Annotated in this window: 20 protein-coding genes and 1 tRNA gene; 16 read left to right on the forward strand and 5 right to left on the reverse strand. The window is 49.1% G+C overall.

All coding sequences use genetic code 11. From position 1 onward, the window contains the following. Position 1: 1 nt before the first annotated feature. The 8 genes from gltX (at position 2) to ABCW47_RS10110 (ending at position 10667) form a co-directional block, all read left to right on the forward strand. Complete coding sequence (gene gltX, locus ABCW47_RS10075) at positions 2 to 1477, forward strand: glutamate--tRNA ligase (RefSeq protein WP_343209793.1); 1476 nt, start codon at positions 2 to 4, stop codon at positions 1475 to 1477. A gap of 13 nt (positions 1478 to 1490) precedes the next feature. Further along, positions 1491 to 3482 carry an ATP-dependent helicase gene (locus tag ABCW47_RS10080; RefSeq protein WP_343210057.1) on the forward strand — a complete coding sequence of 664 codons (1992 nt, stop codon included), beginning with the start codon at positions 1491 to 1493 and terminating at the stop codon, positions 3480 to 3482. Then, complete coding sequence (locus ABCW47_RS10085) at positions 3446 to 3805, forward strand: RICIN domain-containing protein (protein ID WP_343209794.1); 360 nt, start codon at positions 3446 to 3448, stop codon at positions 3803 to 3805. Before ABCW47_RS10080 ends, ABCW47_RS10085 begins: the two co-directional genes overlap by 37 nt. 201 nt (positions 3806 to 4006) lie before the next feature. After that, positions 4007 to 4465 carry a MarR family winged helix-turn-helix transcriptional regulator gene (locus ABCW47_RS10090; protein ID WP_343209795.1) on the forward strand — a complete coding sequence of 153 codons (459 nt, stop codon included), beginning with the start codon at positions 4007 to 4009 and terminating at the stop codon, positions 4463 to 4465. 164 nt (positions 4466 to 4629) lie between these two features. Further along, positions 4630 to 6873, forward strand: a complete 2244-nt coding sequence (locus tag ABCW47_RS10095; RefSeq protein ID WP_343209796.1) for an ABC transporter ATP-binding protein — start codon at positions 4630 to 4632, stop codon at positions 6871 to 6873. Continuing rightward, positions 6866 to 8713: an ABC transporter ATP-binding protein gene (locus ABCW47_RS10100; protein WP_343209797.1), complete on the forward strand. Its 1848-nt coding sequence runs from the start codon at positions 6866 to 6868 to the stop codon at positions 8711 to 8713. The genes ABCW47_RS10095 and ABCW47_RS10100 overlap by 8 nt, the downstream gene beginning before the upstream one ends. 494 nt (positions 8714 to 9207) lie before the next feature. Next, the gene (locus ABCW47_RS10105) at positions 9208 to 10302 is read left to right on the forward strand and encodes a putative NPN-dependent ornithine cyclodeaminase (protein ID WP_343209798.1); all 1095 of its coding nucleotides are present in this window, start codon (positions 9208 to 9210) and stop codon (positions 10300 to 10302) included. Positions 10303 to 10334: 32 nt separating this feature from the next. Next, a complete protein-coding gene (locus ABCW47_RS10110) occupies positions 10335 to 10667 on the forward strand; it encodes a CGGC domain-containing protein (RefSeq protein WP_343209799.1) in 333 nt (110 codons plus the stop codon). A 175-nt stretch (positions 10668 to 10842) separates the two neighbouring features. On the opposite strand, the gene ABCW47_RS10115 is transcribed toward ABCW47_RS10110, so the two are convergent. Beyond that, the gene (locus ABCW47_RS10115; RefSeq protein WP_343209800.1) at positions 10843 to 11352 is read right to left on the reverse strand and encodes a hypothetical protein; all 510 of its coding nucleotides are present in this window, start codon (positions 11350 to 11352) and stop codon (positions 10843 to 10845) included. Between the two features lie 185 nt (positions 11353 to 11537). Here ABCW47_RS10115 and ABCW47_RS10120 point away from each other — a divergent pair, with 185 nt between their 5' ends. The 4 genes from ABCW47_RS10120 to radA all read left to right on the forward strand — a co-directional run bounded on the left by ABCW47_RS10120 (position 11538) and on the right by radA (position 16481). Further along, complete coding sequence (locus ABCW47_RS10120; RefSeq protein ID WP_343209801.1) at positions 11538 to 11915, forward strand: GntR family transcriptional regulator; 378 nt, start codon at positions 11538 to 11540, stop codon at positions 11913 to 11915. A gap of 78 nt (positions 11916 to 11993) precedes the next feature. Beyond that, complete coding sequence (locus ABCW47_RS10125; RefSeq protein WP_343209802.1) at positions 11994 to 14483, forward strand: ATP-dependent Clp protease ATP-binding subunit; 2490 nt, start codon at positions 11994 to 11996, stop codon at positions 14481 to 14483. A gap of 97 nt (positions 14484 to 14580) precedes the next feature. Further along, the gene (locus ABCW47_RS10130) at positions 14581 to 14988 is read left to right on the forward strand and encodes an endosialidase (protein ID WP_343209803.1); all 408 of its coding nucleotides are present in this window, start codon (positions 14581 to 14583) and stop codon (positions 14986 to 14988) included. Between the two features lie 74 nt (positions 14989 to 15062). Continuing rightward, positions 15063 to 16481 (forward strand): DNA repair protein RadA, encoded by a 1419-nt coding sequence (gene radA / locus ABCW47_RS10135; RefSeq protein ID WP_343209804.1) that lies wholly within the window; start codon positions 15063 to 15065, stop codon positions 16479 to 16481. Between the two features lie 124 nt (positions 16482 to 16605). On the opposite strand, the gene ABCW47_RS10140 is transcribed toward radA, so the two are convergent. Beyond that, a complete protein-coding gene (locus ABCW47_RS10140; RefSeq protein ID WP_343209805.1) occupies positions 16606 to 17484 on the reverse strand; it encodes a LysR family transcriptional regulator in 879 nt (292 codons plus the stop codon). 211 nt (positions 17485 to 17695) lie between these two features. On the opposite strand from ABCW47_RS10140, the gene ABCW47_RS10145 reads away from it, so the two are divergent. Then, complete coding sequence (locus tag ABCW47_RS10145) at positions 17696 to 19444, forward strand: ABC transporter ATP-binding protein (protein WP_343210058.1); 1749 nt, start codon at positions 17696 to 17698, stop codon at positions 19442 to 19444. A 1-nt stretch (position 19445) separates the two neighbouring features. Then, a complete protein-coding gene (locus ABCW47_RS10150) occupies positions 19446 to 21335 on the forward strand; it encodes an ABC transporter ATP-binding protein (RefSeq protein WP_343209806.1) in 1890 nt (629 codons plus the stop codon). A gap of 54 nt (positions 21336 to 21389) precedes the next feature. Here the strand turns inward: ABCW47_RS10150 and ABCW47_RS10155 are convergent, their stop codons facing one another. Further along, positions 21390 to 23099 carry an ABC-ATPase domain-containing protein gene (locus ABCW47_RS10155; RefSeq protein ID WP_343209807.1) on the reverse strand — a complete coding sequence of 570 codons (1710 nt, stop codon included), beginning with the start codon at positions 23097 to 23099 and terminating at the stop codon, positions 21390 to 21392. 69 nt (positions 23100 to 23168) lie between these two features. Further along, positions 23169 to 23239 (reverse strand) — tRNA-Trp (locus ABCW47_RS10160). 150 nt (positions 23240 to 23389) lie between these two features. Here ABCW47_RS10160 and ABCW47_RS10165 point away from each other — a divergent pair. Next, the gene (locus ABCW47_RS10165; protein WP_343209808.1) at positions 23390 to 23851 is read left to right on the forward strand and encodes a hypothetical protein; all 462 of its coding nucleotides are present in this window, start codon (positions 23390 to 23392) and stop codon (positions 23849 to 23851) included. 133 nt (positions 23852 to 23984) lie between these two features. Here the strand turns inward: ABCW47_RS10165 and ABCW47_RS10170 are convergent, their stop codons facing one another. After that, positions 23985 to 24803, reverse strand: coding sequence for an amidohydrolase family protein (locus ABCW47_RS10170; protein ID WP_343209809.1), 819 nt, complete (start codon positions 24801 to 24803; stop codon positions 23985 to 23987). A 285-nt stretch (positions 24804 to 25088) separates the two neighbouring features. On the opposite strand from ABCW47_RS10170, the gene ABCW47_RS10175 reads away from it, so the two are divergent. Next, positions 25089 to 26165: a linear amide C-N hydrolase gene (locus ABCW47_RS10175; RefSeq protein WP_343209810.1), complete on the forward strand. Its 1077-nt coding sequence runs from the start codon at positions 25089 to 25091 to the stop codon at positions 26163 to 26165. The last annotated feature ends 34 nt before the right edge of the window (positions 26166 to 26199 follow it).

The following is a 26199-nucleotide window of genomic DNA, read 5'->3' on the forward strand; positions in this document are numbered from 1 at the left end:
TATGGGAAAGATCAGGACAAGATTTGCACCCAGTCCGACAGGACGGATGCATGTGGGAAATTTAAGGACGGCTTTATATGCCTATTTAATTGCCAAACATGAGGACGGGGATTTTCTGCTCCGTATAGAGGATACCGATCAGGAACGTCTGGTGGAAGGCGCGGTGGATATCATTTACCGTACCCTTGCAAAGACCGGGCTGATCCATGATGAGGGGCCGGATAAAGACGGCGGTGTGGGCCCGTATGTACAAAGTGAGAGACAGGCCCAGGGCTTATACATGAAGTATGCGAAGGAGCTGATTGATAAGGGAGAAGCTTATTATTGCTTCTGTACAAAGGAAAGACTGTCCACGCTGAAGACAACGATTGATGAGAGCGGCAAGGAGATTGCACGCTATGACAAACACTGCCTGAGTCTGTCGAAGGAAGAGATCGAAGAGAAACTTACGGCCGGAGTTCCCTACGTGATCCGGCAGAATAACCCGGCAGAGGGAACAACTACGTTTCAGGATGTGATTTTCGGGGATATCACGGTGGATAATGAGGAACTGGATGATATGATCCTGATCAAATCCGATGGGTTCCCTACCTATAACTTTGCTAATGTGGTGGATGACCATCTGATGGGAATTACCCATGTGGTCAGGGGAAATGAGTATCTATCTTCCTCTCCCAAGTACAACCGGCTTTATGAAGCATTTGGCTGGGAAGTGCCTGTTTATGTGCACTGTCCGATTATTACAAATGAAGAACATAAGAAATTAAGCAAACGGAGCGGACATTCTTCCTATGAGGATCTGATCGATCAGGGCTTTGTGACCGAGGCGGTGGTTAACTTTGTAGCGCTGCTGGGCTGGAGTCCGTCTAACAATGAAGAAATTTTTACTCTGGATGAGCTGGTGAAGGAGTTTGACTATCATCATATTAATAAGTCTCCGGCTGTGTTTGACATGGTGAAGCTGCGCTGGATGAACGGCGAGTATTTAAAGGCTATGGATATGGACAAGTATTTAAGCCTTGCGCTCCCCTATGTGAAAGAGGTCATTAAGAAAGACCTGGATCTGGAGAAGATTGCCGCTCTGGTGAAGACCAGGATTGAGGTTCTCCCGGACTTAAAAGAGCTGATTGATTTCTTTGAGGAACTGCCGGAGTACGATGCGGCGATGTATACCCATAAGAAGATGAAGACGAATTCCGCTGTTGCGCTGGAAGTGCTTGAAGAGATGCTGCCAAGGCTGGAAGCGCTGAATGATTATTCCATCCCGGCGCTGGAAGAGACCATTATGGGTTATATTAAGGATAAAGGGATTAAGAACGGTCAGGGGCTCTGGCCGGTGCGTACCGCGGTCTCCGGAAAGCAGATGACGCCGGGCGGCGCATATGAGATCATGGAGATTATCGGAAAGGAAGAAAGCCTGAGCAGAATCAGAAAAGGAATTAAGATGCTGCGGGCGGATCTGGCAAAAGAGGATTAAGAAAAGCGATTTGATACAATGGAATGAAGCACAGAAAAGTGCAATCAAACATATTTCCGGGCCCATGCTGGTATTAGCTGGGCCCGGTTCCGGTAAAACGGCCGTTATCTGTGAGCGGGTCCGTTTTTTAATTGAGGAAGCGGGGATTAATCCCCGCAATATTCTGGTGATTACCTTTACCAACGCTGCGGCGGGGGAGATGAAGAATCGTTTTCTGGCGCAGACACCGGTAAGTGGCGTGACCTTTGGAACGTTTCACAGTATTTTCTTTCAGATTTTAAAACATGCCTATGGCTACAACGGAGGCAGTATCCTCAGACAGGAGGAGAAACGTCAGTTTTTGAGGGAGAGTATGACAAGACGCGCCCCGGATGTTGCTGATGAGGCGGATTTTCTGTCCGGGCTGGAAACGGAAATCGGCAGGGTGAAGGAAGAACGGATGGATTTGAATTACTATTATTCTACCACCTGCGCCAACGAGATTTTTCAGAAGATCTATGAGGATTACGAGAAGAAGATACGGGCGGCCGGAAAAATAGACTTTGAGGATATGCTGGTATTTACCTATGAGCTGTTGAGCAAACGACCGGATATTCGGAAGCTGTGGCAGGAGAAATATCAATATATCCTGATAGATGAATTTCAGGATATAAATAAAATCCAGTACGATACGGTGCGGCTTCTGGCGGCCCCCGGGGATAATTTATTTATCGTGGGGGATGACGACCAGTCGATCTACCGGTTCCGGGGAGCCAGGCCGGAGATTATGCTGGGCTTTGAGAAGGATTACCCGAAGGCTGTAAAGGTTACGCTGAACGTAAATTATCGTTGTGCCCCGGCAGTGGTGAAGGCGGCGGGCCGGGTGATTCAGAATAACAGGGTGCGTTATGAAAAAGAGATCAGTGCCTATAAAGAACAGGGAGAACAGCTTCATGTGTGCAGCTTTTCCTCTGCCAGGGACGAGAATAAGTCTGTAGTGGAAGAAATACTGGCATGGCATGAAAAGGGGATTCCTTTCGAGGAGATGGCTGTGCTGGTTCGGACCAATACACAGCCCAGGAGCCTTCTGGAACGGATGATGGAATACAATATTCCCTTTCGCACAAAGGATCATATTCCCAATTTATATGACCATTGGATTGTCAAGGATCTGGTGGCCTACATGAATCTGGCCCGCGGGCCCGTGACAAGAAGGGATTTCCTCCAGGTGATGAACCGGCCGAACCGGTACATTGCAAGGGATATGGTGGAGGGTTCCCTGATTGATCTGGATGAGCTGAAAGAAGAATATGCCGGTAAAAACTGGATGCTGGAGCGGCTGGATGAGTTCGCCGGAGATCTGGATATTCTGGAAGGCAAGACGCCCTACAGCGCTATCGTGTACATAGCGAAGGGCATCGGCTATGAGGATTATCTGACCGAGTACGCCAGGTACCGGAAGCTGAATGTAGAGGAGCTCTTTGAGCTTCTGGAAGAAATAAAAGAAAACGCCAAACCCTTTCAGTCGCTGGAAGAGTGGCTTGTCCACATGCAGGAGTATAAGGAGAGGCTGCTGCAGGAGGAAGAAAAACGGAATCAGAATCCGGAGGGCGTGGTGGTGTCCACCATGCACAGCGCCAAGGGGCTGGAATTTCAGGTTGTCTTTCTGGTGGATGTGAACGAGGGTATTACTCCTTACCGGAAAGCCGTGGTGGAGGCCGACCTGGAGGAAGAGCGCAGGATGTTCTATGTGGCCCTGACCAGGGCAAAGGAACAGCTTTATATCTATTCGGTAAAAGAGCGGTACGGCAAAGCGCTGGAACCATCCCGCTTTCTGGGAGAACTGAAAGTGGACAGCCTGGCGCTGGTCCCCGATGCCGTGCTGATCCACAAGGTCTACGGGAAGGGCGTGGTGAAAGCCAGGGAGGGCGGCAAGCTGACGGTCTATTTCCCGGAGAAGAAAATGAAAAAGATACTGGATCTGGAATTTTGTATCCAGAGCCAGTTGATTGTGATGGAGGAATAATAGCGTCCTTTGAGGCGGCCGGCGGCGGTTATCGGATTGTGTCGTCGGCAAATCAGAGGGTGGTGGACTGCAGCCGGAACGATCAGAAGAACGGCCGTCCCATTGAGCGGGGCTGCAATATCCAGGTATGGGCGGCAGATGATCCGAAGGCCCAGATCTGGAAACTAGTGCCGGTCAGTGACGGGTATGTGAAGATTGTACTCAGTGCCCATCCCTCCTGGTGCCTTACGGTAAGCGGAAAGGGCAACGACGCCAATGTCTATCTGGACACTTACAGCGGCGGCGACGGTCAGCTCTGGAGTCTTTCCAAATATTCCAGTTAAACAGATCTATCCCCGGACGGATTGAATCAATCTGTCCGGGGATTTTTTTGATGCCTTAATAGATAAATCTTATCATTTTATAAAATCACCACGCACCCCCTTGACATTTTTGTATAAAATGATTAACATAGTTAACTGTTTACAATGGAAATTAATGAGACGGACGGTTATTTTCAGCTGTCCGATGGATAAGGAGAAGCTATGGAAGAGGCAGAAACCATAAGAGAGATGATGGAGAGCATGAGACGGTTCCGGAAATTGAACCATAGTGCTATGCATATGTATCTGCATGTATCTCAGGGAGAATTCTTTGTTCTGGGCCTGCTTTATTCGTTCCGGAATAAGGGGCATGCAGCCAGCGTCTCGTCGATGGCCGATCAGCTGGAGATGTCCATGCCAGCGGTATCCAGAATTCTGCGGTCCCTGGAGGAAAAAGATTATATTATAAGGTCTACCGACCGGGCCGACAGAAGAAATACATTTGTGGAAATGACTTCCCGGGGAGAGAAGGAATTCGCCCAGGCGTTCAGACAGGTCCACGATTATTGGGAAGGGGTTATGAAGAGGCTGGGCTATGCGGATACAGCAGCCTTTTTATATCTGATGAACCGGCTTCTGGAAGCAATGCAGAAGCAATTGGAAACATGTGAACAGATGTGAAAGAAGGTTTGAAACGAAATTATTTTAGACTACGTATCGGTGCAGTATCAAGGGAAAGCCTGCGGTATACATTGGTATGAAAACTTAGAAAGAAAGGACTGCCGGGAAATCTTTCACGGATGGTAAGGCAGTATCGCGGCGGGAGCCGTGATAGGTATACGGGATTGGGAAAGATACTCAAATTTCTGAAGAAATATTGGGCTTATGTCATCATCATCCTTGTATTGCTGGTAATTCAGGCACAGGGTGATTTAAAACTGCCCTCTTATACTTCCAATATCGTCAATATTGGAATTCAGCAGAGCGGTATTGAAAATGCCGCAGCCGAGGTTATACGGGCCGGGGAACTGGAAAAGCTTAAGATGTTTATGAGTGACGAAGAAATCGAGTTGATTTCCAGCCATTATAAACAACTGGATCGAAATGAACTTTCCGAACAGGATTATAAAGAATATGTCAAGAAGTATCCAAAACTGGCGGATGAACCGCTGTATGTCCGGGATACAAAGGATAAAGAAGTAATCGAAGAGCTGGATAAGGCGTTTGGCATGCCGATGATGCTGAATTTAATGATGAACAGCATGGCGTCGGGCCAGACACAGCAGACAGACAGCGCCTTTGAGATACCTGTGGACTTATCCCAGATGGATTTTTCATCCAGAGAAGCATGCTATCAGCTCCGGCAGATGGTGGAGCAGCAGTACGGCGATCTGTCAGAGTCTATGGTCTCACAGATGGCGGTGCAGTTTGTCAAGGGAGAGTATGCGGCGATTGGAATAGACGTGGACAATATGCAGGTACACTATCTGCTTAACACGGGACTTAAAATGCTGGGCTTTACCCTGATCATTATGGTGGTGTCTATTCTGGTTGGCTTTCTGGCGGCAAGGGTGGCGGCAGCAGTCAGCCGGGATCTGCGCAGCAACGTATTTAAGAAAGTTCTCACCTTTTCCAACCAGGAGATGGATCAGTTCTCCACCGCTTCGCTGATCACAAGGAGCACCAACGATATCCAGCAGGTGCAGATGGTAATCTTCATGCTGCTGCGTATGGTGCTATATGCCCCGATTCTGGGAATCGGAGGCGTCTTTAAGGTTATTAATACCAATACTTATATGGCCTGGATTATTGCGGTAGCAGTTGCGGCTATTGTATGTCTGGTCGTTATTCTGATGGCGGTAGCCATGCCCAAGTTTAACAAGATGCAGACCTTAATTGACCGTCTGAATCTGGTAGCCAGAGAGATTCTGACCGGACTTCCTGTCATCCGGGCGTTCAGCAGAGAGCGCTATGAAGAAAAGCGGTTTGATACGGCAAATAAAAATCTGACGAAGACCATGTTATTTACCAACCGTGTTATGACGTTTATGATGCCGGTTATGATGCTTTTGTTAAACGGTATCTCTGTTCTGATCCTCTGGGTTGGAGCCAACGGCGTAGATGTGGGAAAACTCCAGGTGGGAGATATCATGGCATTTATGACCTATACGATGCAGATCGTCATGTCATTCCTGATGCTGACCATGATTTCCATTATGCTTCCCAGGGCCATCGTCTCCGCGAAGCGTATCGATGAGATTCTGGTAACAGAAGACTCGATTAAAGATCCGGCAAATGCAAAGCAGCCGGAGGCTGCAAAAGGGGTATTGACGTTCGACCATGTGGATTTCCACTATCCAAATGCAGATGAAAATGTGCTGGCCGATATTAATTTCACGGCGGAGCCGGGGAAGACGACTGCTATCATCGGAAGCACCGGCTGCGGCAAGTCCACCCTGATGAACCTGATCCCCAGGTTTTACGATGTGACGGGCGGACGAATCCTGCTGGACGGTGTGGATATCCGGGACATGAGCCAGCATGACCTGCGGGCAAGGCTTGGCTATGTGCCCCAGAAGGGCGTGCTTTTCTCCGGGACGATCGACAGTAACCTGCGTTACGGCTGGGAGGATGCGCCGGAAGAGCAGGTGAAGAAAGCAGCTTCCATCGCCCAGGCAACCGAATTTATCGAATCCAAACCGGAGGGATATGAATCTCCGATTTCCCAGGGCGGAACCAATGTGTCCGGCGGACAGAAACAACGTCTGTCAATTGCCCGGGCAATCGCGAAGAATCCTCAGGTCTACTTATTTGACGATAGTTTTTCAGCGCTGGATTATAAAACGGATGTTGCTCTGCGGAAAGCGCTGAATGAGGAAGTGGAGGACAGTACGGTTATCATTGTGGCGCAGCGTATCAGTACGATTCTTCACGCAGATCAGATTATGGTACTGGATGAAGGCAGGATTGTGGGAAAAGGCACCCATGAGGAACTGCTGAGATCCTGTGAGGAATATCAGCAGATCGCCCATTCTCAGCTGTCCGCTGAGGAGCTGGGACTGGATAAGGAGGTGACGGCTCATGAGTAATTCAAATGCACCGAGAGTCAAAAGAGGCCCGATGGGCCGGGGACCGATGGGTGCCGGGGAAAAGGCGAAGGACTTTAAGGGAACGATTGGAAAGCTGATCCGCTATATCGGCCGGTACAAGGCCGCGTTCTTTGCAGTTATTATATTTGCCGTGGGCAGTACGGTATTCAGCATCATCGGCCCGAAGGTAATGGGTAAGGTCACCACGAATATTTTCAACGGCCTGATTGCCAAGCTCACCGGAGCCGGCGGCATCGATTTCGGCAAGATCGGCAGCCTGCTGATGATTCTACTGGGCATGTATGTGCTCAGCGCGTTCTTAAGCTTTATACAGGGCTGGATCATGTCCGGGGTTTCCCAGAAGATCAGTTACCGTATGAGGAGAGAACTGTCGGAGAAAATCAGCCGTATGCCCATGGGATATTTTGAATCCCGTACAAACGGTGAGATTCTTTCCAGGATTACCAACGATGTGGATACGCTGGGACAGAGCTTAAATCAGAGTATCACTCAGCTGATCACTTCGGTGACAACCATGCTGGGCGTGCTGGTCATGATGCTTTCTATCAGCCCGCTGATGACGCTGGTGGCATTGCTGATCATGCCGATCACCATATTGCTGGTATCTCTGATTGTAAAAACGTCTCAGAAATATTTCCGCAGCCAGCAGGAATATCTGGGGCATGTAAACGGCCAGGTGGAGGAAGTTTTCTCCGGCCACAATGTAGTAAGAGCATTTAACCGGGAGAAGGCATCTATTGACGAGTTTGACCGGACCAATGATGTGCTGTATCAGTCAGCGTGGAAATCTCAGTTCCTGTCCGGCCTGATGCACCCGATTATGAACTTTGTGGGGAATCTGGGATATGTATCGGTAGCCGTTCTGGGCGGTGTGCTGACCATAAAAGGTTCCATCGAAATAGGTGATATTCAGTCCTTTATCACCTATGTAAAGAACTTTACCCAGCCGATCAACCAGCTGGCCCAGGTTTCCAATATGCTCCAGTCAACAGCGGCTGCCGCAGAGCGTGTCTTTGAATTCCTGGAGGAAGACGAAGAAGTGCAGAAGCCGGAGACTCCGGCTGAGATGGATGTGACAAAACTGGAAGGATATGTATCCTTTGAGCATGTACACTTTGGCTACAATCCGGATAAAATTATTATCAATGATTTTAACTGTGAGGTGAAGCCCGGACAGAAGGTTGCAATTGTAGGGCCTACCGGTGCAGGAAAAACGACTATGGTGAAGCTGCTGATGCGTTTCTACGATGTAAACAGCGGCGCTATCAAGGTGGACGGCGTGGACATCCGGGACTTTGACCGGGGGAAACTAAGAGAAGCCTTTGGCATGGTGCTTCAGGATACCTGGCTCTTTAAAGGAACCATTATGGAAAATATCCGTTACGGCAGACTGGATGCTACGGATGAAGAAGTCATCGCCGCAGCGAAAGCGGCTCATGCCCACCGGTTTATACAGACTCTGCCCGGCGGTTACCAGATGGAATTAAATGAGGAGGCCAGCAACGTGTCCCAGGGACAGAAGCAGCTCCTGACGATTGCCCGTGCAATTCTGGCGGATAATAAGATTTTGATTCTGGATGAGGCCACCAGTTCGGTAGATACCAGAACAGAAATCCGGATTCAGAAGGCTATGGATAACCTGATGAAGGGCAGAACCAGCTTTATCATTGCCCACCGGCTCTCCACGATCCGGGATGCAGATTTGATCCTGGTCATGAAGGACGGGGATATCATCGAGCAGGGCAGCCATGATGAACTGATCGAGAAGAAGGGCTTCTACTACGATCTTTACAATTCCCAGTTTGAAAAGACGGCTTAGGATATTTCAAGTACGCCTCGGCGTACTTGCTGCGAGCCGCCGGAGGCTTTAGCTTGGAAGGAGACTGGGCTCCCACCATGACGAATTTGTTATTTACTCACACCTATTGAGGTGGGAGTCTTATCTACTTCCATGGTAAATAGCACTGAACGGAAACCAGAAGAAATCTTCAGAATTTCTTCTGGTTTTTCCGACTCTTTTCTAAAGTTTTCTTCGTTATACTATCCATGTAGTTAAAAATAAAAGGGAAACAGGTCTGTGAAAGGAGGCCATACAATGAAGGGAAAAACAATAGGAATTTTACTGATGATGGCGGCTGCGGCTGTCGTTGTATGCGGAAAATTTTTCAGAAGGGTCGGCGGACGGACGCTTTATGCCTCCTATCGCAGGTAAGCAGCCCTCTTGACGGGACAGGCAATAACCTCTATGATTAAATTAAGTTTATATTCACAAAGGTACGGGACATGATTTGTGAAGAAGAGGAGGCTGCCGTTATGAGTTTTGAATTTCCAGTCTACACACCGCCGGATTTTACAAAGGATGTGTTTGCTAAGGCACCAGAGGCAAAATATGTTCCGGCTCCCAAGGATGAGGTAGCGCCGGAACAGTATCACGCAACCACAATATTTCCGGAGTATTTTAAAGTGGACGGCAGGTGGCTGCTGGCAAAAGAAAGCCGGATGGACTGTGTGGCCGTGCTTTCAAACGGAGAGATCGAGGTTCGGGAATTCCGCAGGCTGAAGCAGGGCGACCTGGTTTTTACAGGGCGCACAGAGAATGCGGAGGAAGGAATATTTGTACAGACGGATGCATTTACATCCGGGGAGGATGGTTTTGGCGATGCCTTTGCCTTCCGGCAGGGACGTTCCAGAGAAACCTCCTATTCGAAAGATTATGATTCTATTTATGAATTGCTCCGGCATGAAAAGGAGCAAGGATATATTACCTGGGTGCTGGGTCCGGCCTGTGCTTTTGACGCAGATGCCAGAAATTCCTTTTCCCGGCTGGTGCAGAACGGATATGTAGATGCGCTGCTGGCTGGAAATGCCCTGGCGACCCATGATCTGGAAGCAGCCTATTTAAAAACCGCCCTGGGGCAGAATATTTATACCCAGAAGTCGCAGCCTGGCGGGCACTATAATCATATTGATACGATCAACAAAGTGAAATGGCACGGTTCCATTCCAAAGTTTATTGAACATGAAAAGATATCCGACGGCATTATTTACAGCTGTGTGAAAAATAAGGTGCCCTTTGTACTTACCGGTTCGATCCGGGACGATGGCCCCCTGCCGGAGGTATACGCAGATGTGTACGAGGGTCAGGATAAGATGCGGGAATGTGTGAAACAATCCACCACCGTAATCTGCATGGCTACCACTCTTCACTCTATAGCGGCCGGGAATATGACTCCTTCCTACCGGGTGATGCCGGACGGTACCGTAAGGCCGGTGTATTTCTACAGCGTGGATATCTCCGAGTTCGCGGTGAACAAGCTGAGAGACCGGGGCAGCCTGGCGGTAAAGACGATTGTGACAAATGTACAGGATTTTGTTGTCAACATCAGCAAGGGCCTGGGCCTGGAATAGACAGCTGATCAGGAAAGGAAGCGTTTAGAGATATGAAGCTGGGGATCATACGATGTATGCAGACCGAAGATTTTTGCCCCGGAACGACGGATTTTCGTATGGTGCGGGATAAAAAGGGAGCTTTTGAAGATGTGGATGAAGAGATAGAGATTGTCGGTTTTATAAATTGCGGTGGCTGTCCCGGTAAAAAGGCTGTACTCCGTGCCGGAGAGCTAGTACATAGAGGGGCCGATACGATCGCATTCGCCTCCTGCATCCAGAAGGGGACGCCCATTGGCTATCCCTGTCCATTTGCCAGAAAAATGAAGGAACTGGTTCAAAAGGAAGTGGGAGACGAGGTGAAAATCCTGGATTATACCCATTAAAAACGGAATCCATGGTACCTATTGAGCTGAGGTACTGAGCGAAGTTTTATTTAAGATGACAATAAAATAAATGGAAGATATGAAAGCAGAGACGGCAGATCAATACAACCTGCCGTCTCTGTGTTTATAAACGTTTTAAAATGTAGTGATGTCCCACATCCAACAGAATAATCATTTAAACTGTTTCATTTTCTTTCCGCACTCTGAGGCAGCGCGGCCTGGTATAGCGGCTATCCTGGAACATGAGGCGCAGAGGCTCAATGGTCAGATCATCCAGGGTATATTTCAACAGTTCAGGGGTGTCGTGATCCTCCAGGTAAATAGACCAGAGTTCAAGCTCATCCGCTTCCTGCAGATGTTCTCTTATGTAGTCCAGAAGCTCTTCGGCACGGCGTTCGCTGTATTTCCATTCCAGACAGGCAATATATTTTTTGGAAGTATAATATGCAGTCTGAGGACCGGGCTCCGTCAGATAAATATTGATTTCATCCGCCCCGTCTTCCGTCTTGTATCGAACCATGATGGTCATATTCCGGTCAATGGTTTTAAACAGATCGCTTTCTTTTAGAAAATCCGGAATTTCCATGTTGTGCGCAAGCATATCATTGATGGAAAAGGACTCCAGATAGGGATTGGGTACGGCGGTTAACGGATACTCGCTGGCAAAAAATGTATATGCACTCATGACAAGCCCTCCTTACACTATGAAAGTTAAACTTAAGTATACAGGAAAACAGTAAAAATGACAAACAATAGTTAAGTGGATGAAAGAAAACGGTAAATTCAGGCAGAGGGGTAGGGACACTTGACATTTTCCAATTCTATTGTTATATTGCTTATATAACAGATATAACGAAAAGGGGTGAGCACTTGATTCTGCGTATTGATTTCAACAGTGACGAAGCGATTTATGTACAGCTTTGCAAGCAGATTATTATTGCCATAGCGACCTCGGAGATACAGGAAGGAGACAGCCTGCCTTCTGTCCGGGAACTGGCAGATAACGTGGGAATTAACATGCATACGGTGAACAAGGCATATACTATACTAAAGCAGGAAGGATATCTGAAGCTGGACCGCAGAAGAGGTGCCGTTATTGCCATAGATGTAGATAAATATAAGGCGATGATGGAAATGATGGACGAGCTTAAGGTGCTGATTGCAAGAGGAATCTGCAGCCGGATATCCAGCGAGGAAGTCCATCAGATGGTGGATGAGATATACCGGAACTTTGGAGAGAATAGATAGAACAATGCGGTCTGTGCCGGATATGACGGCCGGCTGTTTACAGATTTGCGACAGTAAGATGCAGGAATGGAGGAACAAATGGAAAATCGTTTTACAGAAAATGCCGCGGCTGCCCTGGAGGCGGCCCGGGAGATTTCATACAGCCTGTCCCATAATTATATCGGGACGGAGCACCTGCTGATCGGGCTTTTACATGTGCCGGGTGTGGCAGGGAAGGTTTTAAAGGAAAACGGGGTGGAGGAGGAACGGATCATCAAGCTGGTTAATCAGCTGATCGCTCCCAACACGGTGATCACGATTGTTGTGGATTATGATAACTTTACTCCGCGTGCACGCAAGATTATTAACCGCAGTGTTCAGGAAGCGCTGCGCCAGAAGACCACCAAGATCGGGACAGAGCATCTGCTGATTGCCCTGCTGAAAGAACCGGACTGTATCGCGGTACGTCTTCTAAATACTCTGGGTGTGAACCTGCAGAAGGTATATGTGGATACGCTCACAGCTACCGGACAGGCGGCCTCGGAGGCACGGAATGAATATATGGAAACCAAGAAGGAGAACGGCGGCAGCACCCCTACTCCTACCCTGGAGCAGTACAGCAGAGACCTGACCGCTTATGCGAGAGAAGGAAAGCTGGACCCGGTAATCGGCAGGGAGTCGGAGATCGGCAGGGTGGTGCAGATTCTGAGCCGCCGGACCAAGAATAATCCCTGTCTGATCGGGGAGCCGGGCGTAGGAAAGACTGCAATCGCAGAGGCGCTTGCCCAGCGTATTGTGGACGGCAATATTCCGGACACGGTTAAGGACAAGCGGGTTGTGACACTGGATCTGTCCGCTATGGTGGCAGGCTCCAAATACCGAGGTGAATTCGAGGAGAGAATCAAAAAGATCATCGGGGAGGTGATCCAGGCCGGCAATGTTCTGCTGTTTATCGATGAGATTCACACGATCATCGGAGCCGGCGGAGCGGAGGGAGCCATTGACGCTTCCAACATCTTAAAACCATCCCTGGCAAGGGGAGAGATTCAGCTGATCGGAGCTACTACCAGAGAGGAATACCGCAAATATATTGAAAAAGATCCGGCGCTGGAGAGAAGATTCCAGCCGGTTGTGGTGGAGGAACCTTCTGTGGAGGAGACCATACAGATACTAAAGGGACTGAGAGGCCGTTATGAAGAACATCACAGGGTGACCATCACAGATGCGGCGCTGGATGCGGCCGCGAAGATGAGCGCAAGATATATCAACGACCGGTTCCTGCCCGATAAGGCGATTGACCTGGTCGACGAGGCGGCTTCCAAAGTGCGGCTGAGCGTGTATACCGTGTCTTCTGATGTGAGGGAACTGGAAGAGAAGTATGCCCAGCTGGAGGAAGAGAAGGAAGACGCGATAAAGAGAGAGGTCTATGAGCGGGCGATTGCCATCCGGAAGGAGCAGGCGGAGATCATGGACCGGATTAACGAAGAAAAGAAGAACAGCAGTCAGGCAGAACCGGGCAGGGAGCTGGAGGTAGGCGAAGGCGAGATTGCCGACGTGGTATCCCAGTGGACCAAGATTCCGGTGCGCCGCCTGGAGGAAGAAGAGAGTGAACGGCTTCAGAAGCTGGAATCCATCCTGCACGAGAGAGTGGTGGGCCAGGAGGAAGCGGTAGCGGCCGTATCCCGGGCGATCCGGAGGGGCAGAGTGGGGTTAAAAGATCCCAACCGCCCGATTGGCTCATTTCTGTTCCTGGGACCTACCGGAGTGGGAAAAACCGAACTGTCCAAAGCACTGGCAGAGGCAATGTTCGGCAATGAAAATGCTATGATTCGTGTGGATATGTCCGAGTACATGGAGAAGCACAGTGTTTCCAAGCTGATTGGTTCGCCTCCGGGATATGTTGGATATGAGGAAGGCGGCCAGATCAGTGAAAAGGTCAGACAGAATCCCTATTCCGTGATTTTGTTTGATGAGATCGAGAAAGCCCATCCGGATGTATTTAATATTTTGCTGCAGGTGCTGGACGACGGACATATCACAGACGCACAGGGACGTAAAGTCAGTTTTAAAAATACGATTATTATTATGACCTCCAACGCGGGGGCGGAGCGGATTGTCGCGCCGAAGACGCTGGGATTTGCTACGGTCTCCGATGAGCGGGAAAATTATAAGGTCATGAAAAATAACGTGATGGAAGAAGTAAAACGGCTGTTTAAGCCGGAGTTTATCAACCGTATTGATGAGATCATCGTATTCCATTCTCTGACAAAGGAAAATATCCGGCAGATTGTGGGCATTATGCTTGCTACAATAAACAAGAGAATATTCGGCCAGATGGGCATTGTCCTGGAGCCGGAGCCGGAAGTGCTGGATCATATTGCGGAGAGCAGCTTTGACCCGGTCTATGGCGCGAGACCGCTTCGCAGGAACATTCAGACTAAGATAGAGGATAAGCTGGCGGAGGAGATACTGGCCGGAAGGATACGGGAGGGCAATGTGGTGCATCTCTCGATGAAGGAAGGCGGGATTGTCTTTACCCCGGCGAAAACAGAAGAGAAAGAAGAACAGCTGGTAACACAGGAGCTGTGAAACTTTTCTTATGATTCCCTAAAATCACTGGAATTTTGACACAAAGTATAGTAGAATAAAAGCCAGAGAATTTTCAAATTCTTAGGAGGATAAAAGAATGTCAGTAATTAAGGATTTAATTTGCAAGACCGGTGATACAATCAGTTTTGGTGATTACCTGCTGGATGAGAAGTCTAAGCGTTCCGATTTTGAACATGACGGGGATTTATATAAAATAAAAACCTTCAAGGAGATAACGAAGCTTGAGCGGAACGGAATGTTCGTCTATGAATCGGTGCCGGGTACGGCCGTACATGAGTTTGTTCTGACAGAGAATGGCATGGAATTCCAGGTGGAGGGTGCTGATGATACGCAGATTACCCTGGGACTGGAGCCGGATCAGGAATATACCGTGTATGAGGATGGTGTCAACCGCGGCAAGATGAAGACCGTTTACGGCGGCAAGCTGGTCTTAAGCGTGGAGCTGGGAGCAGATAAGCTGGTTTCTATTGAAGTCATAAAATAGTTGAAAGCAACAGTTGATAAGGCGGGGCATATGGAGACATATGCCCCGATTGCTGTACAGGAAGGAATGAAAGGATGGCAAAGGCAAAAACAGTCTTTTTCTGCAAAGAGTGCGGATATGAATCTGCTAAATGGCTGGGGCAGTGCCCGGGATGCCGACAGTGGAACACCTTTGTGGAGGAACCGGGAGCATCAAAAGGAGGGAAGCCCCTGACTTCCGGCCGAAGAGAGAAAGCGAAGCCGGAGAAGCTTTCCGCCATACATATGGGAGAAGAGGAGCGTCTGCATACCGGGATCGGCGAGCTGGACCGGGTGCTGGGCGGCGGAGTGGTTCAGGGATCTCTGGTTCTTGTAGGCGGGGACCCGGGAATCGGCAAGTCCACGCTTCTTTTAATGATGTGCAAGAAGATGGTGGAGAAGGGGATACCGGTGCTCTATGTATCCGGCGAGGAATCCCTTCGCCAGATCAAGATGCGTGCCGAACGTCTGGGTGATTTTGGGGCGGAACTGCTCCTCTTATGTGAGACGGATCTGGATGTGATTGAGGGGGCGCTTGATAACATTAAACCCAGTGTCCTGATCATAGACTCGATTCAGACGATGATGAAGGAGGATGTGGCAAGCGCGCCGGGCAGCGTAAGCCAGGTGAGAGAGTGCACCGGTCAGCTGATGCGCATTGCCAAGCAGAAGGGAATCTCCACCTTTATTGTGGGACATGTGACCAAGGAGGGTACGGTGGCCGGACCCAGGATGCTGGAACATATGGTGGATACGGTTCTTTATTTTGAGGGAGAAAACAGAGCTTCCTACCGGATACTCCGGGGTGTGAAGAACCGATTTGGCTCCACTAATGAAATTGGGGTCTTCGAGATGCGAAGCGACGGACTGGCGGAGATAACCAATCCTTCGGCATATATGCTCCAGGGCAGACCGGAGGGGGAGTCCGGCTCGGTGGTAGCCTGTTCCCTGGAGGGAACAAGGCCTATTCTGGTAGAAGTACAGGCGCTGATCTGCCAGACCAACTTTAATATGCCCAGACGGACCGCCGCGGGTACAGACTATAACCGGGTGAATCTTCTGCTGGCTGTGCTGGAGAAGAGACTGGGGCTGCAGCTTTCTGCCTGTGACGCTTATGTGAATGTGGCGGGGGGAATGAGAATTAACGAACCGGCGCTGGATCTGTCCCTGATTATGGCGGTGCTGTCAAGCTATTATAATAAACCGCTGGAGAGCAGCACGATCAGTTTCGGTGAGGTAGGGCTCACCGGGGAGATCCGGGCGGTGAACATGGCGGCCCAGCGTGTGGCAGAGGCGGAGAAGATGGGATATGAGGTGTGTCTCCTGCCCGCTGGAAATGTAGCCGGTATATTGCAGGTCAGGAAACCGAAGATCAAGCTGCTGGGGCTGCATCATATCCGGGAGGCAGTGGACTTTATGCAGAGTCAGCGGATGCCAAGCCTGGAGGAGCTGTTTGAGCAGGATGGGAATAAATAGACTCTAAGAAGTGATGGTCCGGGCGGGAGCCTGGTAGGGAATATGGTAAATAGAATATTATTTGGTAAGCCGTCAGCGGATGAAGGAACAGACATCCGCTGACGGCCTTTTTATCCAATCTTCATCAGGAGGTCAGACCGTCTTTTAATAATTGGACAAACTGCTTTAAAACCGGATTTCCCTTCGTAGTTTTATAGTAGACTCCAAAGGAAACTGGCTCTGCTCCAGATAATGGAATGTAACATAATCCCTCTTCTCTGGCATTTACGATATCGGGCAGCAGGGTGAAGCCAAGTCCTGCTTTCAGTAGAGTAACGGTGCCTTCATATCCGTCTGCCAGTAAAATTTCGTGGGGCAGACGTTTTAAGGAAAGCCGGCTCTGAATCTGAAATATGATTTCAGGCCCTTTGTGAGGCTCGCATAATATGGCACTGCCCGTCAGTTCATCTTCCATCAGGGATTTTCTGGAGGAAAGGGGATGAGAAGGGGCACATACGCAGGAGACCGGACAATTGATCAGTTCATGATAGTAGGCGGAGGCCCTCCTGGAGGCTCCGCTCTGATAGCCAAACATGATATGGATCGTTTCATTTTCTAGCAAATTGCCCAGGGACTGAAATGGAATCAGACGGATGGCGGGGTGCAGCAGGGGGAAATTCTCTGCCAGCTTCATTAAAAAGGGCGGCAGAAGGTTCAGTTCAAACTGATTGTGGCAGCCAATGGCCAGTAGGAGCGGTTCATGGTCGCTATGGTCCTGGAGACGGGCTCTGGCGCCAGCGGCGATTTTCATTATCTCCGAGGCATCGTTTATAAAGTGCATCCCTGCCCGGGTGAGCTCTACATTTTTGCTGGTCCTATTGAATAGACGTGTCCCTAATTCATCCTCCAGAGAATTGATCTGGTGGCTGACCGCGGGCTGGGTGATCTGTACCTCCTCGGCCGCCCTGGAAAAATTCAGGTGCCGTGCAACTGCCAAAAAACATTCTAACTGTATCGTATTCATAATAAACCGCCTTCCAAAAAGAATATTAAATAGATAACAATAAAACTTATTTATAGATTATAGAATGTTTTGATTTCACATTCAAGTCAAAAAGCGGTATAAATTAGTAGGAAGATTTTATAGAGAAAGAATTAAAAGAGTTTGTTCGGCTGCAGGAGAAGATGTTAGCTAAACTGCAGAGGAAATAATAGGAGGTAATTACGTGAACAATATTAAAACGATTTTAGCCCGGCTGGGTCGATATAAGAAAGCTTCCATCTTTACACCGCTGTTTGCAACACTGGAAGTCATTATGGAGGTTTTGCTTCCCTTTATAGCGGCCAGAATTATAGATGAGGGACTGGAAACCGGTAATATGCAAAGGGTCTACCAGTACGGGCTGCTGATGATACTATTGGCCTTTCTGAGCTTGATGTTCGGAACTATGGCCGGGAAATACGCGGCAAGCGCTTCCTCAGGTCTTGCCTGTAACCTGAGGGAGAGTATCTATGATAAGATACAGACTTTTTCTTTTTCTAATATTGATAAATACAGCACAGCCGGCCTGGTAACCAGGATGACAACAGATGTGACCAATATCCAGAATGCGTACCAGATGATATTGCGCATTGCTGTCCGTTCCCCGATGATGCTCATATGCAGCATGGCGATGTGTTTCCTGATCAACAGGAAGCTGAGCCTGATATTCCTGGGTGCAATCTGCTTTCTGGCGCTTGTGTTGGGAGGTATTATGAAAAAGACAATGAAGACTTTTGATCTGGCATTTCATAAATACGATGATTTAAATGCGGGAGTGCAGGAAAACGTATCCGCGATACGTGTGGTTAAATCCTATGTCAGAGAAGATTATGAAAAACAGAAATTTTCCGGTGCGGCAGGCCGTCTCTATCAGTTGTTTACAAAGGCGGAAGGTCTCTTGGCGTTTAATAATCCTGCTATGATGCTGGTTGTTTATGGATGCATTATTGCAGTTTCCTATATGGGGGCAAGATACATTGTGGGAGGAATGATGAGCACGGGAGATATCACATCCCTGCTCAGTTACATTATGTCTATCATGATGTCCTTAATGATGCTGTCCATGGTTTTTGTCATGATTACTATGAGTTCAGCCAGTATACGGCGTATTGCCCAGGTGTTAAATGAGGTGCCGGATATGCGTTCTCCTGAAGAACCGAAAACCGTGCTGGCGGATAGCAGTATTGACTTTAACAATGTAAGCTTTACTTATCATAAGGGCAGCAAGCCGGCATTAAAAGACATTACACTGCATATCCGCTCCGGGGAAACAATCGGTATCATCGGCGGGACCGGCAGCGGGAAGACCAGTCTTGTGAATCTGATCAGCCGTCTCTACGATGTGCAGCAGGGGACGGTCTGTGCAGGAGGGCTTGATGTAAGAGACTATGATCTTAATGCCCTGCGGCATCAGATTGCGGTAGTCCTGCAGAAAAATGTTCTTTTTTCCGGCACAATACTTGAGAACCTGAGGTGGGGAAGCGAGGAGGCCTCTGAACAAGATTGTAGAAAGGCCTGCCAGGCTGCCTGTGCAGATGAATTTATAGAACAGCTGCCTGAGAAATACGAAACCTATATTGAGCGGGGCGGAACGAATGTATCCGGCGGGCAGAAGCAGCGGCTGTGTATTGCCAGGGCGCTGTTAAAGCAGCCGAAAATATTGATCCTGGATGATTCCACCAGTGCGGTGGATACGGCGACCGATGCGAAGATACGACAGGCCCTCCGGGAACAGCCGGGGACGACAAAACTGATTATTGCCCAGAGAATTTCCAGTGTCCAGGAGGCGGACCGGATTCTGGTGTTGGATGACGGCCGTGTCAATGGTTTTGACAATCACGAGAACCTCCTGAGAACCAATGACATATACCGGGAAATTTATGAGTCTCAGAGCAAAGGCGGCGGGGACTTTGACCAGCCTGCGGGAAAGGAGAGTGCATAAGATGGAGAAAGAGAAAATAAATATCCGTGAAAAGGGCAATGTGATTTTCCGTCTGCTGGGCTATATGCTACGGTATTATAAGACACCATTTCTTATTGTAATAGCATGTATTCTGATCTCAGCTGTCGTTACACTTCGGGGCACTTTGTTCATACAATCTCTGGTGGATGATTATATCACGCCTATGCTTTCAGCGGATACGCCGGATTTTGCTGCACTGGGGGCTGCTCTCTTAAAACTGGCATGTCTTTATCTGATAGGAATAGCCGCGGCATTTGGCTATAACCGGATTATGGTTAATGTGAGCCAGGGAACAATGAAACATCTGCGTATAGATCTGTTTGACCGGATGGAAACCCTTCCGATAAAATACTTTGATACTCACGCACATGGTGACATTATGTCGGTGTACACCAATGATGTGGACACATTAAGGCAGTTTATGGGCCAGAGTGTGCCTCAGATTATTAATAGCGCCGTCACTCTGGTTACAGCCATTGTATCAATGCTGATTCTGAGTCCGGTCCTGGCAGCCGTCACTCTTGTCATGGGAGTGTTCATGCTGCTGGTGACCAGAAAACTGACGCGTCTGTCTGGCACTTATTTTGGAAGGCAGCAGCAGGATCTAGGAAATGTGGACGGATTTATCGAGGAAATGCTGGACGGCCAGAAGGTCGTCAAGGTATTCTGCCGGGAGGAACAGGCTAAACAGGGGTTCAGAGAATTAAATAACAGACTCCGGGACAGCGCTGACAAGGCAAATCGCTATACCAACCTGCTGATGCCGATCAATGCCAACATCGGCAATATCAGTTATGTTCTGTGTGCCGTGATCGGGTCTGTCTTAGCCTTAAACGGCCAGTCGGGAATAACCGTTGGAACCATTATTGCCTTTCTGAGTCTGAATAAGAATTTCACTCAGCCTATTGCACAGTTAAGCCAGCAGATGAACTCGATTGTGATGGCCCTGGCGGGTGCCGGGAGAGTCTTTCAGCTTATGGACCAGGAACCGGAGGAGGACAGCGGCTATGTAGAATTCGTAAATGCCGAGGTCCTTCCGGATGATACGCTCAAAGAGACCAAAGAACGTACCGGAATCTGGGCCTGGAAGCATCCTCATCAGGCGGATAACTCCGTCACCTACACCAGAGTAGAAGGCGGCGTGGTATTTAATGACGTGGATTTTGGCTACGACGATGAGAAAATGGTGCTGCACAACATAAAATTGTATGCAAAGCCCGGGCAGAAAATTGCGTTTGTAGGCTCCACCGGAGCTGGAAAAACAACAATTACCAACCTGATTAACCGGTTCTACGACATACAGGATGGAAAAATAAGATATGATGAGATTAATATAACAAAAATTAAGAAGCCGGATCTTCGGAGAACACTGGGAATGGTACTGCAGGATACCCATCTGTTCACAGGAACCGTGCTTGATAATATCAGGTATGGAAAGCTGGATGCTACGGATGAAGAGTGTATCGCGGCGGCCAGACTGGCCAGAGCGGACAGCTTTATCGAACGTCTTCCGGAGGGGTATCAGACCGTGCTCACCGGTGACGGCGGGAATCTGAGTCAGGGACAGAGGCAGCTGCTGGCGATAGCCAGAGCCGCGGTGGCGGACCCGCCGGTTCTTATTCTGGATGAAGCTACGTCTTCCATTGATACCCGGACCGAATCTTTGGTGCAGGCGGGAATGGACGCGCTGATGAAAGGCCGCACCACATTTGTGATTGCCCACCGGCTCTCAACCGTTCGGAACGCGGACTGCATCATGGTGCTGGAGCAGGGGCGGATTATCGAGAGAGGAACCCATGAGGAACTGATCGAACAGAAAGGGAAATATTATCAGCTCTACACCGGGAATTTTGCAGAAAAGACGGCCTGAGTGTGAGGATGGAGTTAAAAAACCAGGAAAGTAATATACTTCCTGGTTTTTCTATTATCTTATATGTTCAATTAGCAGGCTGCGGTAACGGTTCAGGCAGGCGAAGAGTTCCTGTTTTCTGACCATAACAGGCTGACCTGCCGGATAACCTGACGGCATAACGGCGGTCAGGCCCTCCCGCTCCAGCTTCTGATAAAGACGGTCGATTTGAGTAGACAATCGCTCTGCGCTGCCCGTATTTTTCAGCAGCCAGGCGGTCATATAGCCGAGCGCTGCAATCTGGGCGGGATCTATCAGCTGCTCCAGATAACGGAGATCAATGGTTTCACGGTCGATGACCAGAGAATCCCTTCCCTGCGCCTTGATCTTAAAACCCTCCCTGCCGGATTTGGATCTGAGCCCGGCGATCTCCCGGTCTATATTAATAGACTTATGGGGCTGAGGAACAGACGGGGCAATAAGTCCGCAGTCTGCACAGATTTGCTTCGCCTGCGCTGTTACATCTTTTACCAAATAACGGTCCAGTTGGAGAACCGTGTCAGCGGCGGCCAGATAGTCTCCGGAACTGCCTACAACAACTACAGTTGAGATTCCAAGATTCTCATAAATACCGCGGATTCTGCGGATAAAAGGTGTGATCGGCTCTTCTTCATCGGAAACTAACTTCGCAATAATGCTGTCCCGGATCATAAAATTGGTGGCGGAAGTGTCCTCATCGATCAGGAATACACCGGCGCCTGCTTCTATGGCCTCCACTGTGTTCGCTGCCTGGGATGTACTGCCGCTGGCGTTTTCTGTCACGAAATCACTGGTGTTCTGACCGCCCGGAAGATGATTGATAAAAGCGGAGATATCGCAGTGACTGATCCGGCGGCCGTCCTCTGCCCGGAGTTTAACCGCGGTTTCGTCCGTAACCACATACTCTCGGCCGTCGCCCGGAATATGGTTATAGACGCCTGCTTCCAATGCGCGCAGCAGCGTGGATTTGCCGTGATAGCCGCCTCCGGTGATAACGGTGATCCCCCTGGGCAGAGCCATGCCGGAGAGGGTTGTCCCGTCAGGAAGAGTGAACTGTATTCTCATATGCTCCGGTGATGTAAAGGGAATGGCATCCCTCATGGGACGGTCGGAAATGCCGCTCTCCCTTGGGAGGACAGATCCATCTGCCACAAAAGCCGCCAGATTATGTGTTTTTAACTGTTCCCGAAGATAGGTCTGGTTCACGGACAGGGAGACGGCGCGGTTTATTTCTCTTTGATTCAGGTTTTTGTAAATAAGGGAAGAGGAAACCAGAGCCGGCAGAGCGCGAAAGAGAATGGTCTCCATCTCGGAGGCCAGAATGCTGCGGCCTCTCGCGGGAAATCCTATTTCCAGACGCACTTCCAGGCCGGATTTTCCAAATACCACGGCAGCTCTTTCCAATACCTTCTGACCTGCCGGACAGGTGAAAATCAGACCGCTTTTGCCTGAACCAGAAGCACTCTTGCCGGAGCGGGATAAGAAGCGGTGAATCTGCCGGAGAATATAATCCTCCAGCGCCAGCTTCTTGCATTTTCGATCATACAGGGTTGAAGAAAAACCATGAATCTGCGCCGGTACGGTGATCCGTACTCTGGAGGGGGAGGCGAAGGGGTCGCCCTGCACATGATCAATATGAAGAGTATAATCTTTAAAGGTATAACTTCCTGCCAATGACTTATAATAACCATAGCTTTTCCGGTCGATTCCGGCCAGCGTCTGTCTTAACTGATGTTCGGTATTCAAGAGGATTCTCCTTTCTATGACGTTTAAAATGAAAAAAGCTCCCTGTAAACAGGGAACCTTCTAAAACTACAGGGGCAGTAGGAATCGAACCCACATCAAGGGTTTTGGAGACCCGCATTCTACCTTTGAACTATGCCCCTACGTATTACTGCCATATTAGTTTACAATGGAAAAATGGAAATGTCAACTAAAAATTGGATGGTCAATGAAGAAGGACAAAAGGGATAGCTTTTTTTATTCTTCTGAAGTATGATGAAATTAGATAGAATCGGACATAAGGAGGGAACGCCATGACCAGCAGTATTATGTTTACAAGTGCCGGTTTTTCCGGCAGAAATACTCTTTTGCGTATTGTTTCAATCTTGCTTATTGTCCTGGGCAGTCTAAAGATGCTGGGATGCATTTTGGGGGCTGTTCTTCTGATACGGACGGTAGCGTCACCCAGCGAGGGCAGTCTGCTTCTGGGAAGTGCCGGGCTTATCCTGGCTTTTGCCGGGCTGCCGTTTGCCATTCTGGAATTTCGCGCGGGAATATATGGCATTCGGAATTATCGAAGTCCGGCTAAACTCTGTCACTGTGTTTCCATGGGAATTCTCCTGCTCACGCTTTATTCGCTGACAGCCGTGGTTATCCTTGTCCTAAGCATTGTCAGCACCGGGATTTCCGTATTGGCTGCCCTGCTGTTTTATCTGATTTTCTTTGCGCCGGGACTGGTGCTGTCAATATTGTATACGGCGGGAAGCAAAAGCTAGCATGCTATTGAAAACAGCAGAGAAATCATCTGTATTGTTGGAAACCGAGGGATACGAATGAGCGGAAAGAGTATGAAAGCATTTGCAGGGGAAATTTTGCAGATGCTTTTATACTCTCTTTTTTAGCTTTACATCAGGAAAGGCCCAGACGGTACAGACGGTTGGCATTTTCAAAGAAAACCTGCTCCTGATACTTTTCCGGTATGATATGCTCTACCAATTTAATATAGTCTCCCACGTTGGCCAGCGGCCAGTCGGTTCCGTACAGAAGCCTGCTGTAATCGCTTAAATAGGTAATCCAGGTCTTTAAATAACTGATATAGCCGCTCTGTTCTTCAAAAAAACGATTCATATCCAGTTTGCCCTCCAGAAGGCCGGAAAGATCCGCTGCTACATTGGGGCACTTAGCCATGACGGCTACGGCATCGGGAATCCAGGGATTACCGATATGGCAGAGGACAAACTGTACCCGGGGGTGCCCTACCGCAACTTCGTCCACGGTGAGCGGGTGGCTGTATTTGATAAGGGCGGTGGTACCGGCGGTAAGACCTGTGTGGATGGCTACCGGTTTCTGATACCGTTCGGCCAGCTCATAGACCGGCTCATATCTGGGATCGCTCACATAACTGTGACAGTATCCCGGATAGAGTTTGATCCCCACACAGTCCGGCCTGCGCAGATTCTCTTCGACCAGTTCGGGCACTCTGTCAAAACCGTAGCGGTTATAAAAGCTGCCGTCGATGCCGATGCAGTAGCGCAGAAATTCCGGATAGCGGTGAAAGGCCGGTTCCAGCTCCCGGTTCCCCATAACAACACCCATCCGTATGCTGTACTGCTTAAACACCATCCGCAGGTGTGTCTCCGAATGTTCATGTCCGGCAGCCAGGGCAATCCGGTCAAAATATTCGCCGTCTGCCTTGCAAAAGTGCAGATGCGCGTCAATGATGTTCAAATTCTCCGCCTCCCATTCTATTCGTTCTGTGATCTATCATACTCCTGTTCCTCCTGAATTTTCAAGTCCTGTATCCGGTCAGTTCGGCGCCGATGACCAAAGAAATCCATAGCGGAGTCATGTTCTGCGGGCATTTTCACATAATTTTCAGTCGTTGCCTGTCATTCAATTTATTGGTCGGAACTTGATATCCAAAATATGCTGTGCTATTCTGGCAAACGCCGGGCCAAAGTATTTTGAATATCAAAATAAATATGGGCTTTGGCCGGAAAGGAGACTTGCATAATGAAACAGAAGGGAAAGACAGGAAGAAAAATAGTCATTGGCGCGCTGGCGGTCCTGCTGGCAGCCATCGTAATTTTGGGCGTTATGTTTCAGGGGGCGGTCCGCTCTGTTTTCTCGGTGGAAAAGGTGGATGAGTATCCTCTGTATACGATGGATTATAAAGCAGATTACGGCCTGGACGAATTTATGGAGACCGGTGCGGCGAATGACCAGGAACTGGTGCAGTTTATCATCAAGAAGCTGATGAAAGGCCTTCCGGTTAAGATTACAATACCGGATCTGGGCTGCAGTACATTTCGGGCGCAGACCCCGGAGGGAGATTCCATCTTCGGCAGAAATTTTGACAATGCCTACGCACCTGCCATGCTGGTACATACGGCGCCGAAGAATGGATATGAATCTATTTCCATGGTGAATCTGTCCTTTATGGGTTACGGGGAAGATTATCTTCCGGATACGGTGAAGGACCGGATTTTAGCTCTTGCGGTTCCTTATATTCCCCTGGACGGGATCAATGAGAAAGGGCTGACCGTGGGTGTGCTGCAGCTGAACGTAGAACCCACCAATCAGGATACGGGCAAGACGGATATCAACACCACATCTGCCATCCGGATGCTTCTGGATAAGGCCGCCGATGTAGGGGAGGCTTTGGATCTGCTCCAGCAGTACGACATGCATTCCTCCGCCAACAGCTGCTATCACTTTCAGATTTCCGACGCGGCAGGCCGGTCTGTCATTGTAGAGTATGTGGACAATGTATTTACCGTTCTGGAAGAAGAGACCCCCTATCAGGCCTGTACGAATTTCTTCCTCGCAGAAGGTGACTTCTTCAATATCGGGGGAGGTCAGGACCGGTACCAGATTCTGATGGACGGCCTGAAAGAAACAGACGGCGTACTTACAGAAGAGCAGGGAATGGATCTGCTCTCTGCGGCAAGCCAGCCGTTAAAACCCAATGAGGAGGGGAAGATCACAGGGACACAGTGGTCAGCCGTTTACAACAATAATGACCTGACCGTGGATATCACGATGGGACTGGATTATGAGAATGTATACTCTTATTCCATAGAGAAATAGAGCTTTGCGGGGAAAATAATACCGTGAAGAAATA

It is taken from the genome of Anaerolentibacter hominis (assembly GCF_032380675.1).
Lineage (GTDB): Bacteria > Bacillota > Clostridia > Lachnospirales > Lachnospiraceae > Anaerolentibacter > Anaerolentibacter hominis.